This is a genomic window from Serratia sp. OLAL2 (assembly GCF_002752475.1).
Lineage (GTDB): Bacteria > Pseudomonadota > Gammaproteobacteria > Enterobacterales > Enterobacteriaceae > Serratia > Serratia bockelmannii.
Genome location: NZ_MSTL01000018.1, coordinates 164,151 through 177,601 on the forward strand (window position 1 = coordinate 164,151; position 13,451 = coordinate 177,601).

A 13,451-nucleotide genomic window follows, 5' to 3' on the forward strand; every position below is an offset into this window, starting at 1 on the left:
GCGCAATGTGCCAGCCCCTCCGTGGGCTGCGCTGCAACGTCCATGACTGTGGACATGGCCCTGATAATGCCGCTTACCTGAGGCGTTATGAGGATTTTCTGACCCGCAGATACCATTCACACAGCAGGCGCACCTGCTTGCGGGTATAGCCTTTCTCCATCATGCGGTCAACGAAGTCGTCGTGTTTTTTCTGCTCGTCCGTCGACGTTTTGGCGTTGAACGAAATCACCGGCAACAGCTCTTCGGTATTGGAGAACATTTTTTTCTCGATCACGGTGCGCAGCTTCTCGTAGCTGGTCCAGTTCGGATTGCGGCCGTTGTTGTTGGCACGAGCGCGCAGCACGAAGTTCACGATTTCGTTACGGAAATCTTTCGGGTTGCTGATACCGGCCGGTTTTTCAATTTTTTCCAGTTCGGCGTTCAAAGACTCACGATCGAACAGCTGACCGGTATCGGGATCGCGATACTCCTGATCCTGGATCCAGAAGTCCGCGTAGGTCACATAACGGTCAAAAATGTTCTGTCCGTATTCCGAGTAGGATTCCAGATAGGCGGTCTGGATCTCTTTGCCGATAAACTCGGCGTATTTCGGGATCAGATAGCCTTTCAGGTGTTCAAGGTATTTCTCGGCCAAATCCTGCGGGAACTGTTCGCGTTCGATCTGCTGCTCCAGCACATAGAACAGGTGTACCGGGTTGGCCGCCACCTCGGCGTGATCGAAGTTGAATACCCGCGAGAGGATTTTAAAGGCGAAACGGGTGGAGAGGCCGTTCATGCCTTCGTCAACCCCAGCGTAGTCGCGGTACTCCTGATAGGACTTGGCTTTCGGATCGGTATCCTTGAGACTTTCGCCGTCATACACGCGCATTTTCGAGTAAATGCTCGAGTTTTCCGGCTCTTTCAACCGCGACAGCACGCTGAACCGCGCCAATGTTTCGAGGGTGCCCGGTGCGCAGGGCGCGTGGGTCAGCTCACTGTGATCCAGCAGCTTGTCGTAAATTTTGATCTCTTCAGACACGCGCAGGCAGTAAGGTACTTTGACGATGTACACGCGGTCGAGGAACGCTTCGTTGTTCTTGTTGTTGCGGAAGGTCACCCACTCGGATTCGTTGGAGTGCGCCAGAATAATGCCGCTGAACGGCAGGGCGGAGATGCCTTCAGTGCCGTTGTAGTTGCCTTCCTGGGTCGCGGTCAGCAGCGGATGCAGCACCTTGATCGGCGCTTTGAACATCTCGACGAACTCCATAATCCCCTGGTTGGCGCGGCACAGGGCGCCGGAGTAACCGTAAGCGTCCGGATCGTTCTGCGCGTGGTTCTCCAGTTTACGGATATCCACTTTACCGACCAGCGCCGAGATGTCCTGGTTGTTTTCATCGCCCGGTTCGGTTTTGGCGATGGCGATCTGTTCCAGAATGGAAGGGCGCACCTTCACGACTTTAAATTTGGTGATGTCGCCGCCGAACTCATGCAGGCGTTTCGCCGCCCACGGCGACATGATAGTGCCGAGGTAGCGACTCGGGATGTTGAACTCTTTCTCCAGGATCGAGGCATCTTCCTGCGGGTTGAACAGGCACAGCGGATGATCGTTGACCGGGCTGCGCTCGCCATTGGCGCTGAGGGTGTAGATGGGCACGCGCTGCATCAACGCCTTAAGACGTTCTGCCAGCGAGGACTTACCGCCGCCCACCGGGCCCAGCAGGTAAAGGATCTGTTTCTTCTCTTCCAGGCCCTGCGCGGCGTGTTTCAGGTAAGAGACGATCTGTTCGATGGCCTCTTCCATGCCATAGAATTCCTCGAAGGCCGGATAGCGTGCGATCACGCGATTGGAGAACAGGCGCGACAGGCGTGATTCTAGCGCAGTGTCGACCATCACAGGTTCACCGATAGCCATCAGCAGACGTTCGGCCGCGTTGGCATAGGCACTGCGATCTTGCCGGCAAATGGTAAGAAATTCCTGCAGTGTGAACTCTTCGTCCTTGGCAGCTTCGTAGCGCTGGCGATAGTGGTCAAATATGTTCATGATGCCCGTCCTTTCGTTATTAGCACAGGTTAAAGAGAGCGTGTGATAGTGTTCTGGCCCCCAGAAGATGAGAATACGCCTGAGTACAGCAACCCGTATGCCAACTTGGTGCGCTTATTATCGCGAGTTGCGCTGTATGCCACTGGGCCCAGGATAAATTCGCCTTCTGATTTAAGCTTAGTTTGCTTGCCGGAAAATTTCCTGCCGCAGAAAAAGCTTTTTTTAAGTCATATCAATGACTCAGTTATTACCGTGTTAGCCAAATGCCTTGTCTGGCGCGGCCTGCGGGATAAAACGTCATCGTTCCGCCATGATTAATTCATAATTCCGCTATAAGTTATTCGATCTTGGTCGTTTTCTATTGTAAAGATTAGGCGCGCAACTAAATTTTCACATAAACTATTGCGGCTATTAACCCTGTAATTTATGGAAAAAGAACCAGTGAAGATTTCAAAACTCAAAACGCTAGCAATTATCGCTTCCGCAATGGTTTGTGCGCAAAGTGCTCAGGCGGGGACCTGGTCACTTGGCGCTGCCGCGCTGGTTAGCCCGGACGCGTATCGCGGTTATCAGGACCGCGTTTATCCGGTGCCCGTCATCGACTATGAAGGTGATGACTTCTACTTCCGTACTCTGACCGCCGGTTACTACCTGTGGAAAGATCAAGAAAACCAGCTGAGCATCATGGGTTACTACACGCCATGGGGCTACCGTCCGGGCGACAGCGACGACGATCGCATGAAGCGCCTCGACAAGCGTCGCGGCACGCTGATGGCCGGCCTGGCCTATTCGCACAACGCGGAGTGGGGCACTATCCGTACTACTTTCACCGGCGACACGCTGAACAACAGCAACGGGCTGGTGGGCGATGTGGCTTACCTGTACAAGTTTGATCTGGACGCATTGACGCTGGTCCCGGGCGTGGGCGTAATGTGGAACAGCAAGAACCAAAACAAATATTACTACGGCGTCAGCGCCAATGAATCCCGCCGCAGCGGCCTGGATAGCTACACCCCAGGCGATAGCTGGGCACCGTATCTCGAGCTGAGCGCCAATTACCAGATCAACAAGAGCTGGAACGCTTTCTTCGTCGGCCGCTATGTGAAGCTGTCGGATGAAGTAAAAGACAGTCCGATGGTGGATAAATCCTACACCGGTTTGTTGATGACGGGTGTGAGCTACACCTTCTAATCACGCATTGCACGATTATCGTGCATGGCGTGCATTAAAAAGGGGCGCAAGCGCCCCTTTTGCACATCTGCAGTGCGCTGCCGCGCACGATCCCCTCAGGCTTTTTTACGGCTGCGGAAGGTGACTCCCAAACGGGCGGGTTGCTCGCCGGCGGCGATCAGCGGTTTGCTGACGCGCCCGGTCTCGATACAAACCATGGTCTTGTAACCGTCGTTCGGCATATCCCCCATGCTGCAGGAGAGTTCTGCGCCGGGGTTCCAGGCGATGACGTCGCTCATATGATGGTGGTGAACCTCGATGGTGCGTGCGAGCGCCGGATCGCGGATCTGGCTGAAGGCCTCCGGGCGAGTATAGACACGGTCGGTTTGGCCGACGAAGGTCACTTCACCTGCCTGACGTGCCTCTGCACCGCCCGCCACCTTGTCGATATAAGGCTCGCCCAGACCCGCCACGCTGACCCGTTCGATGTCGCCGACCTGGAAGTAGCTATGTAGCGCCGCCGTGGCCTGATAATCGCCGTGCGATTCCAGTTCGATCTCGCACTCTGCACCCAGTTTGAAGCGGGCAATCAGCGTGAAGGCGTGCGGCCACAGTTTTCGGGTCTGCTCATTGTCTTTCAGCGTGAAGGTCAGAATGACGCCGTTGTCATCTTCATCGTGCGCCGTCAGGCTCCAGGGCTGGTTACGGGCAAAGCCGTGGGAGGGTTGCGCCACTGGACCGAACCACGGCCAGCAGATCGGTACCCCACCGCGGATGGCCTTGCCTTTGGCAAACGGGGTATTGTTGCTGAGCCAAATTACCGGCTGCTCACCGCTGGGCTGCCAGGCCAGCAAATGGGCGCCCTGCAGCGCGACGGCCGCGCGCACTTTCGGGTGCGAGACCACCACCACGCCCAGCTCATCGAGCTGACGTTGGCTGATGTAAGGTGAAATCTGTTCGGAAACGGGCAGGGTGAAAATTTTCTCGTTCATTTCATGACCTATTGTTTGCCGGAGAGACAAATAAAAAAGGGCGACAAAAATGTCGCCCTCATTATCAGCTTAACATCATGCCATTACTTGGAGATGTGAGCGATCAGATCCAAAACCTTGTTGGAATAACCGGTTTCGTTGTCGTACCAGGAAACCAGCTTCACGAAGTTGTCGTTCAGTGCGATACCGGCTTTGGCATCGAACACGGAAGTCAGCACTTCGCCGTTGAAATCGGTGGAAACCACGTCGTCTTCAACGTAGCCCAGAACGCCTTTCATAGAACCTTCAGCGGCGTCTTTGATGGCTTTCTTGATTTCTTCGTAGGTAGCCGCTTTTTCCAGACGTACGGTCAGGTCAACAACGGATACGTTAGGCGTCGGTACGCGGAACGCCATACCGGTCAGTTTGCCTTTCAGCTCTGGCAGAACCACGCCAACCGCTTTCGCTGCGCCGGTAGAAGAAGGGATGATGTTCTGGGATGCGCCGCGGCCGCCGCGCCAGTCTTTGTGGGACGGGCCGTCAACGGTTTTCTGAGTAGCGGTGGTCGCGTGAACGGTGGTCATCAGACCTTCAACGATACCGAAGTTGTCGTTGATGACTTTAGCCAGCGGTGCCAGGCAGTTGGTGGTGCAAGAGGCGTTGGACACGATGTCCTGGCCGGCATATTTGTCAAAGTTGGCGCCGCGCACGAACATTGGGGTCGCATCTTTGGATGGGCCAGTCAGAACCACTTTTTTAGCGCCGGCGGTGATGTGTTTACGCGCGGTTTCGTCGGTCAGGAAGATACCGGTCGCTTCAGCAACCACGTCAACGCCTACTTCGTTCCACTTCAGGTTAGCCGGGTCTTTCTCTGCGGTAACACGGATGGTTTTGCCGTTAACAACCAGGTGGCCGTCTTTAACTTCTACCGTACCGTTGAAACGGCCGTGAGTAGAGTCATACTTCAGCATGTAAGCCATGTACTCTGCGTCCAACAGGTCGTTGATTGCAACGATCTCGATGTCAGAACGCTCTTGAGCAGCACGGAAAACAATGCGACCGATACGGCCAAAACCGTTGATACCTACTTTGATAGTCATATATTCCACCAGCTATTTGTTAGTGAATAAAAGGTTGGTTGTAAAATTACAAAAACCTTACCCAGCGTCAAGCGGAATCGTGTCAATTCTTGCGGCAAGTCAAACCAGAAGGGTGGTTTTGCACGCTTATTGCACAGTCCATTTGCGCTTGGCCTCATCCGTTATATGGGGACAAGCCGCCAAGTATAAAGTCAGCATACGCAAGATGTGTGATCGCTATCACATATCATCGTGACGTAGCCTTTATGGGCTACAGTTTAGGCCAAAAACCCCTGCAGCGGTGTTAATTTTTTGTTATTATTAATCATTGTTTTCGTTGACATTATCCACATTCAGAGATAAGCACAAATGGCTAAAGAGACAACCCCCGGTCATCCGGTCACGGAACTGAATGAAATCCAACGTTATGTGACGCAACAGCGTGGTACCGAAGCGCCGTTCAGCGGCAAATTGCTGCACAACAAGCGCGAGGGCGTGTACCATTGCCTGTGCTGCAACCAGCCGCTGTTCTATTCCGAAACCAAATACGATTCCGGCTGCGGTTGGCCGAGTTTTTATGAGCCGGTTTCCGCCGATGCAATCCGCTATCTTGATGATAATTCGCATAATATGCATCGTGTTGAAATCCGCTGCGGCCACTGCGACGCGCACCTGGGGCACGTTTTCCCCGATGGCCCGCAGCCGACAGGCGACCGCTACTGCGTCAACTCCGCTTCGCTGAGTTTCACCGATGGCGAAAATGGCGACCAAACGGCCGGTTAAGTGGTAATTTAACTAACAAAATCGATTCAGCTAATTATTCATCCGTAAGCGAGAAGGGCTCTGATGGACGTGAAAGATCTGATTGCGGCGATGACGCCCGAGATATACCAGCGCCTGGTACTGGCGGTTGAGCTGGGTAAATGGCCGGACGGCGTGGCGCTGACGCCGGAACAGAAAGAAAATAGCTTGCAGGCGGTGATGCTGTGGCAGTCGATGCACAACGTCGATCCGCAGCACATGAGCATCGGTACCGACGGGCAGATTGTGATGAAGAGCAAGCAAGAGCTGAAACAGCAGTTCGTTGCCGAGCCGCTGGCCAAACTCAAACCGCAGTAACGCGACCCTAAAGCGGGGCGATGTCGCCATCGCCCCGTCGACTCACCGTTTTTCGCCCTTAATCCCCAACGATTCCGCCAGCTGCTGTGCCAGCCGGTTGTTGTCGTCCGCGCCGTATTCCCAGAACATCGCACCGCCTAATCCCTGGCTTTTGATGTATTCGGCCTTGATGGCCACCGAACGCGGGTTCTCGTAGGAGATGGCAAACAGCGGCTTGCCTTCGGCGGATTGCAGCGTCAAGTATGGCACTTTGGCGTCGTCATCCCAGTGTTCGCGAAAACGATGCTGCGGATCGTTGAGCAATTTGCTGACAATATCGCGGTATTTAAAGTAAGTGTCTTTGCTGAGATCCAGCCCCAGCGCGTTGAACAGGGCGGTTTCGCGCGCGCTGAAGTCAGGTTGCGTCACCGGATGCTTGGCGGCGTCCGGTTTGTCCCAGTCGATGCCCGCCTCGGTCGCCCGTTTCGGCACCCGGCCGTAGAAACCGATGCCCAGGTTCATCTGTGCCGGTTTCAGTCCGGCAGCCAGATAATGCTTTACCACGAAATCGGCGCTGTAGCGGTCGGCGGCCGCCACGGTTGGCCAACGCGTTGAATCGTACAGGTTGGCATTGAAGTACTGTGTGCCGTAAGCCATGTCGTAAGTCATCAGATTGATGTAGTCGAGGTAAGGGGCAATGCTTTTCACATCGACCCATTCCTGTGGGCTTTTGACGTTGGCCCCGACGGCGATGGTTAACAGCTTGCCTTGCCCCAGCGCTTGGTGAAGCTCTTTCAGCAGCAGGGTGAAGTTATCGCGATCCGCCGGTTGGCTTTCCACCAGCCCCCAGGCGCCGTTCACCGGGTATTCCCAGTCCAGATCGATCCCATCCAGCCGGTACTGTGCGATCACCTGCTGCGCGGAGCGAATGAATATCGCCCGGTTTTCCGCGGTAGCGGCGGCGGCGGAGAAACCGCGTGCGCCCCAGCCACCGACCGACAGCAGCACTTTCAGCTCGGGGTTCTGTTTGCGCAGCACCGGCAGCCGTTGCAGATCGGCCGTGACTTTCGGCGACAGGTAGATCTGGTGGCGGCGAGCGGGGTCTTTCAGCGCCGCATTGGTTTCGTCTTTCTCGCCGTTGTAGATCAGGCCGAACGAATAGTTGAGGTGGGTGATTTGCGTGACGTCCAGCTTATCGATATCGCCACCGGGGCCGGCGGTGACGTCGCCGCCGCCGTTGAAGTAGCCGACGGAGAGATAGGCCGCCTGGGCCGTGCTTGCGCCAGCCATAGCCAATTGCACCGCCGCCAGCAAAGGCAGCAGTTTTCGGGTTATTTTCATGTCAGTCTCCTTGTGGTCGGCAAGGCCGACCGTACCGCCAGGGGCGGGCACAATAAAGCCGGGCTCAGCGGGCCCCGGATGCGTATAACCGATTGACGCCAAAAGCGTCGCAGTCATAACAGCAAAAGCGCCTGCCGGTCACAAGCCGTTGGGGAAGAAGAAAGGCGGTATTGTGAGCAGCGTCGATAATTTCGCCGCCGCGCAGAGAGGGCGCCGGTGGCGCCCGAGCGGATTTAGTTGGCGAGAAACTGTGACAGGGTAACTAGCTGCGCGCCGGCGCGCGCCATGTCCTGCAGCGCTTGCTCACTGTCGTCCGGCTGCAGGTTCACGCCGCGGCAGCCGTCGACGATCACTTGCGTCGGATAGCCGGCAGCCAGCGCATCCAGCACGCTGAACTTCACGCAGTAGTCGGTCGCCAGGCCCATGACAGTCAACCGCCGGACGCCCTGCGATTGCAGCCAGCCGTGGAGTTCGGTTTGCGCACGGTGGCCGTTATCGAAGAACGCGCTGTAGCTGTCGATGTTCGTATCTTGCCCTTTGCGAAAGACGGCATTGATGTGTTGCCGCTGTAACTGGGGATGAAAATCGGCGCCGTGGCTCCCTTGCACGCAGTGCACCGGCCACCACACCTGCGGCAGGCCTTCCAGCTCACCGAGAGTGCCGACCTGCGCATCGGAGTTCACCGCAAAGCTGCGGTGATTGGCGGGGTGCCAGTCCTGGCTGGCCACCACCGGCTCTCCCCGCGCCAGGCAGGCGGCGATCGCCTGATTGGCTACCGGGATGACGGCGTCGCCCGCCGTGACCGCCAGCGCGCCGCCGGGGCAGAAGTCGTTTTGCAGATCGATCAACAACAGGGCCGTTTTCATTGCCGCTCCAGAGTTCAGTCGATTAACCGTTGATGCTCAGCTCGCCGCGCAGATCTTGCTGCATCAGGGCGCGGATTTGTTCCGGCGTCAGCGGCTGGCTCAACAGATAGTGCAGCTTGGTCAGGGCGGCTTCCACCGTCATGTCGAAACCGCTGATCACCCCGGCGTGCGCCAGTGCGTTGCCGGTGGCGTAGCCTTCCATATTGACGCGCCCGGAGATGCACTGCGTCAGGTTGACCACCACGATGCCGCGTTCGGAGGCCGCACGCAACTCGTCGATCAGCTCGGCCTTCTGCGGCGCGTTGCCGACGCCGTAGGAACGCAGGATCAGCGCCTTGACCGGCTGCAGCAGGAAGTTACGCACCACCGCGCCGGAAATGCCCGGATAGATAGTGACCACGCCGATCGGCTGCGGCGTGATGTCGTGCACCCGCAGAGCGCCGTTGCAAGCCGGGCTGTCGATGCCGTGCTGGCGACGAATGTGAATGCCGGCTTCCAGCAGCGGCGGCAGATTCGGGGAGGCGAAGGCGTCGAAGCCGTCGGCGTGCGCTTTGGTGGTGCGGTTGCCGCGGAACAGCTTGTTGTTGAAGAACAGGCTGACTTCGTTCACCGGATGGTTGGCCGCCAGATACAGCGCGTTGAGCAGGTTGGTCTGGCCATCGGAACGCAGCTCCGCCAGCGGAATCTGCGAACCGGTGACGATCACCGGTTTATCCAGGTTTTCCAGCATGAAGGAGAGCGCCGATGCGGTGAACGCCATGGTATCGGTGCCGTGCAGGATCACGAAGCCGTCGTAGCGATCGTAGTTCTGCTTGATGTCGTCGGCGATGTGCTGCCAGTCTTCCGGCGTCATGTCCGAAGAGTCAATCAATGGCGCGTATTCATGAATGGTGAAATCCGGCATTTCCGGCCGATGGAATTCCGGCATCAGCGCCAGTTGGCGCTGCAGGTGGCCGGAAACCGGGATATAGCCGTGATCGGAGCGCTGCATGCCGATGGTGCCGCCGGTGTAGGCGACGTAAATGGATTTCTTTTGCATGGTCATGATTTTAACAAAGATAAGATGGTCTGAATTATAGGGGCATGGCGGCAGAAAAAAAGCCCGGCGATGGCCGGGCTGCAGAATTATTTGTTAGCGGACTTCTCCGCAGGTCAGACAGATCGCGTAACGGTTCTGCGGATCGTTCAAGTTATTGAACAAACCCGGCTGCTCTTTCACCGCATTGGCGACCGAGGCCAGCGGGGCAGGCAGCATGGCCTGAATCGCCGCCGGCAGCATGGCGTGAATGGAAACGCCGAACTGGCTGAGCACCATATCGCTCAGGCTCGGGGTATCGACGAACCAGTCAAGCTGCCACTGCTGCAGCTTCGCCAGCTCAGCGGCTTTCTTCACCGCGTCGTCAAAATCGCCCAACTGATCGACCAAGCCATTGGCCTTGGCGTCGCTGCCGAGCCAGACGTGGCCTTGGGCGATTTGATCGACCTGCTGCGGGGTCATCTTGCGCGATTTGGCAACCAGATCGAGGAAGTTCTTATACCCGTTTTCGATGTTCAGCTGCATCATCTGCGAGAACTCCTGCGGCAACGCCTTGGTGACCGCGATGTCGGCCAGCGGCGAGGTCGCCACGCCGTCGGTGTGCACGCCCAGCGTATCCAGGGTTTTCTCGTAGGTATTGATGATGCCGAAAATGCCGATGGAGCCAGTCAGCGTACTCGGGCTGGCGATGATGTAGTCGGCCGGCGTCGAGACCCAGTAACCGCCCGACGCGGCCATGCCGCCCATCGACACCACCACCGGTTTGCCGGCGGCGCGCACGGCGGCCAGCTCGGAGCGGATCACTTCGGACGCGCTGACGCTGCCGCCAGGGCTGTTGACACGGAACACCACGGCTTTGATGGCCGGATCCAGACGTGCCTGACGCAGCTCGGCGGCGGTGGTGTCGCCCCCGACGTTACCCGGCGTCTGCGGGCCGTCCATGATGGCGCCGTTGGCGAAGACGACGGCGATCTTGCCGCCCTGGTTCGCGTCCGGTTTCGGCTGATAGTCGTAGATGCTGATGGCGTTGAAATCGTTTACCTGTTTGTCCCAGCCGAAGGTCTTGACCAGCTGATTTTCGATCGCGGTGCGCGACGCCAACTCGTCCACCAGCTTGTTGTCCAGCGCATAGCGAGCGGTGTCGCCACCGGCCGCCTGCAGGCCGCTCAGCACGCCGGCGGCGCCTGGGAACAGCTGCTGCGGCGTCAGCTGGCGGTTGGCCGCGACGGTCTCCAGATAGTTCTGCCACAGGCCGCCAATCCAGCGGCTGTCTGCTTCGCGCGCCGCCGGAGACATATCGTCGCGGATCAGCGGTTCGACCGCCGATTTATAGGTGCCGACGCGGAAGATATTGGTGGTGACCTTGAGCATGTCCAGCAACGACTTGTAATACAGGTTGTTGGTGGCGAAACCGTGCAGATCGACCGCGCCCTGCGGCGACAGGTAGACCTTGTTGGCGTAGCTGGCCAGATAGTATTGCGTCTGGTTGTAGCTGTCGCCGATGGCGAAGATCGGTTTGCCGCTGTCGCGGAACTCGCGCAGCGCTTTGCCGATATAGCGCAGCGACGGCTGATCGGCGCCGACGAAATCATTCAGCTGCAACACCATGCCGGTAATGTTTTTGTCGTCTTTGGCCTTGCGGATGCTGTCGACTACGTCGAACAGCGAGTTTTCCTGCAGGCGGCTGCTGGAGGCGCCCAACAGTTCGCGGCCCCATTGCCGCACTCGGTTGTTTACCGAAGGCTGATCGACCACCACGCCGCTTAAATCGACCAGCAGCGCGCCGCGCGCCGGGGCCGTCGAGGTGGAGGAACTTTGGAAGGACAGATAGATGCCGACCCCAACCAGGATCAGCAAGACCAGGAACAGGTTAAGGATCAGTTCCCTGATAAAATTCAGCAGACGCCATGTCCACCGGAAAATGCCGGCAATAATTTGCCACAATGTGCGCATGTGCTCTCCAACAAGAGTCGAGAATGTTCCGCTATCCTAATGAGCGGCCGGGTAAATGTCAGCTTTAAATCGTGGCACACAGACGCTATCGCCGAGGCTGTAACTCGTCGTTTAGCTATGTTAACGTGGCCGGAATGAAAATTGTTATCAGGAGTTTACGATGGATGCTCTGGATCTTTTATTGAATCGTCGCTCGGCTTCGCGCCTGGCGGAACCGGCGCCGGCGGGGGAAGTGCGCCAAAATATCATCAACGCGGGCCTGCGTGCACCCGATCACGGCGCGCTGCAGCCGTGGCGTTTCGTGATGATCGAGAATCAGGGCCTGGAACGCTTCAGTCAGCTGCTGCAGGCGGCGGCGAAGCAGGATCAGCTGGACGAGGCGGCGATCGAAAAAGCCACCAAGGCGCCGTTCCGCGCACCGCTGATCATCACCGTCATCGCGCACTGCACGGAAGAGACCAAAGTGCCGCGCTGGGAGCAGGTGGTTTCCGCCGGTTGCGCCGTGCAGGCGATGCAGATGGCGGCGCTGGCGCAGGGCTTTAACGGCATCTGGCGCACCGGCGCCTGGACCGAGCATGCGCTGGTGCGTGAAGCCTTCGGTTGCCGCGAGCAGGACGAGATCGTCGGCTTCCTCTATCTGGGGACGCCGCAGCTGAAGGCTGCCACCAAGGTGACGCCGCCGGACAGCACGCCTTTCGTCAGCTATTTCTGAGTTTTTTCCAACGGGGCGCGGTGAAAATGCGCCAAACCCCGCAAAATTGCATGGTTTCTGAGCAGGCCGTTCGCTTATCGGCGGCCCGCTCTTATCAATCCCCTCGGCAAGCGCTACCCTATGTTATCTTGAGTGCCGTTACCGAAGGGAGTGGACTATGACATCGCCAGCGATCCGTTTAACCCAGTACAGCCATGGCGCTGGCTGCGGCTGCAAAATCTCACCGAAAGTTCTCGAAACCATCCTGCATAGCGAGCGGGAAAAGTTTGTCGATCCGCGCCTGCTGGTCGGCAATGAAACCCGCGACGATGCGGCGGTGTACGACATTGGCAACGGCGTCGGTATCATCAGCACCACCGACTTCTTCATGCCGATCGTCGACGATCCATTCGATTTCGGCCGCATTGCGGCTGCCAACGCCATCAGCGACGTGTACGCCATGGGCGGCAAACCGATCATGGCGATCGCCATTCTCGGCTGGCCGATCGCCAAGCTGCCGCCGGAGGTGGCGCAGCAGGTGATCGACGGCGGCCGTTTCGCCTGCCAGCAGGCGGGGATCGCGCTGGCCGGTGGCCATTCCATCGATGCACCGGAACCTATTTTCGGCCTGGCGGTGACCGGCGTGGTCAATACCGAGCGGGTGAAGAAAAACAGCGCGGCACAGGCCGGATCAAAACTTTATCTGACCAAGCCGTTGGGCATCGGTGTGCTGACGACCGCCGAGAAGCAAAGCAAGCTGCGCCCTGAGCATCAGGGCCTGGCGACTGAAGTGATGTGTCGCCTGAATAAACCGGGTGCTGATTTTGCCGAGGTGGCGGGCGTCACAGCGATGACCGACATCACCGGCTTTGGCCTGCTGGGCCACCTGAGCGAGGTATGCCAGGGCTCCGGTCTGCAGGCGACGGTCTGGTTTGATCGGGTGCCGAAACTGCCGGACGTTGAGGCGTATATCGCCGAGGGCTGTGTGCCGGGCGGCACCGGGCGCAATTTCGACAGCTATGGCCATCTGGTGGGCGAGATGAGCGATTTGCAGCGCCAGCTGCTGTGCGATCCGCAAACCTCCGGCGGCTTGCTGTTGGCGGTATTGCCGGAGGCGGAAGCGCAGGTGCTGGCGATTGCCGAACAGCACGGTATCACGCTCAACGCTATCGGTGAATTGCATGTGGCATCGGCCGATAAGCCGCTGATCGAGGTCGCGTAGTGTC

12 protein-coding genes are annotated in these 13,451 nt (G+C 57.9%); 5 read left to right on the top strand and 7 right to left on the bottom strand.

What is annotated here, in order from left to right:
- Positions 1-85 precede the first annotated feature (85 nt).
- A complete protein-coding gene (yeaG, locus tag BVU99_RS14295; RefSeq protein WP_025303096.1) occupies positions 86-2,020 on the bottom strand; it encodes a protein kinase YeaG in 1,935 nt (644 codons plus the stop codon).
- Between the two features lie 426 nt (positions 2,021-2,446).
- Between yeaG and BVU99_RS14305 the strand changes: the two genes are divergently transcribed.
- Positions 2,447-3,211: a MipA/OmpV family protein gene (locus tag BVU99_RS14305; protein ID WP_025303095.1), complete on the top strand. Its 765-nt coding sequence runs from the start codon at positions 2,447-2,449 to the stop codon at positions 3,209-3,211.
- Between the two features lie 95 nt (positions 3,212-3,306).
- On the opposite strand, the gene BVU99_RS14310 is transcribed toward BVU99_RS14305, so the two are convergent.
- Both BVU99_RS14310 and gapA read right to left on the bottom strand, forming a co-directional pair.
- A complete protein-coding gene (locus BVU99_RS14310; RefSeq protein WP_025303094.1) occupies positions 3,307-4,182 on the bottom strand; it encodes a D-hexose-6-phosphate mutarotase in 876 nt (291 codons plus the stop codon).
- Positions 4,183-4,265: 83 nt separating this feature from the next.
- Positions 4,266-5,261, bottom strand: a complete 996-nt coding sequence (gene gapA / locus BVU99_RS14315) for a glyceraldehyde-3-phosphate dehydrogenase (protein WP_004932222.1) — start codon at positions 5,259-5,261, stop codon at positions 4,266-4,268.
- A gap of 348 nt (positions 5,262-5,609) precedes the next feature.
- Between gapA and msrB the strand changes: the two genes are divergently transcribed.
- Entirely contained in the window at positions 5,610-6,023 is a 414-nt protein-coding gene (gene msrB, locus BVU99_RS14320; RefSeq protein ID WP_004932219.1) for a peptide-methionine (R)-S-oxide reductase MsrB, read from the top strand.
- Positions 6,024-6,086: 63 nt separating this feature from the next.
- Entirely contained in the window at positions 6,087-6,359 is a 273-nt protein-coding gene (locus BVU99_RS14325) for a DUF1315 family protein (RefSeq protein WP_025303093.1), read from the top strand.
- Between the two features lie 42 nt (positions 6,360-6,401).
- Here BVU99_RS14325 and BVU99_RS14330 read toward each other — a convergent pair whose 3' ends face one another.
- The 4 genes from BVU99_RS14330 to sppA form a co-directional block, all read right to left on the bottom strand.
- A complete protein-coding gene (locus BVU99_RS14330) occupies positions 6,402-7,679 on the bottom strand; it encodes a glycoside hydrolase family 18 protein (RefSeq protein WP_043142993.1) in 1,278 nt (425 codons plus the stop codon).
- 233 nt (positions 7,680-7,912) lie between these two features.
- The gene (gene pncA, locus BVU99_RS14335; protein ID WP_099817184.1) at positions 7,913-8,545 is read right to left on the bottom strand and encodes a bifunctional nicotinamidase/pyrazinamidase; all 633 of its coding nucleotides are present in this window, start codon (positions 8,543-8,545) and stop codon (positions 7,913-7,915) included.
- 22 nt (positions 8,546-8,567) lie between these two features.
- Positions 8,568-9,584 carry an asparaginase gene (gene ansA, locus BVU99_RS14340; protein ID WP_099817283.1) on the bottom strand — a complete coding sequence of 339 codons (1,017 nt, stop codon included), beginning with the start codon at positions 9,582-9,584 and terminating at the stop codon, positions 8,568-8,570.
- Between the two features lie 93 nt (positions 9,585-9,677).
- Positions 9,678-11,534: a signal peptide peptidase SppA gene (gene sppA / locus BVU99_RS14345; protein WP_025303089.1), complete on the bottom strand. Its 1,857-nt coding sequence runs from the start codon at positions 11,532-11,534 to the stop codon at positions 9,678-9,680.
- Positions 11,535-11,694: 160 nt separating this feature from the next.
- On the opposite strand from sppA, the gene BVU99_RS14350 reads away from it, so the two are divergent.
- Both BVU99_RS14350 and selD read left to right on the top strand, forming a co-directional pair.
- Positions 11,695-12,246 (top strand): NAD(P)H nitroreductase, encoded by a 552-nt coding sequence (locus tag BVU99_RS14350; protein WP_004932204.1) that lies wholly within the window; start codon positions 11,695-11,697, stop codon positions 12,244-12,246.
- Between the two features lie 157 nt (positions 12,247-12,403).
- Positions 12,404-13,447: a selenide, water dikinase SelD gene (selD, locus tag BVU99_RS14355; protein ID WP_025303088.1), complete on the top strand. Its 1,044-nt coding sequence runs from the start codon at positions 12,404-12,406 to the stop codon at positions 13,445-13,447.
- The last annotated feature ends 4 nt before the right edge of the window (positions 13,448-13,451 follow it).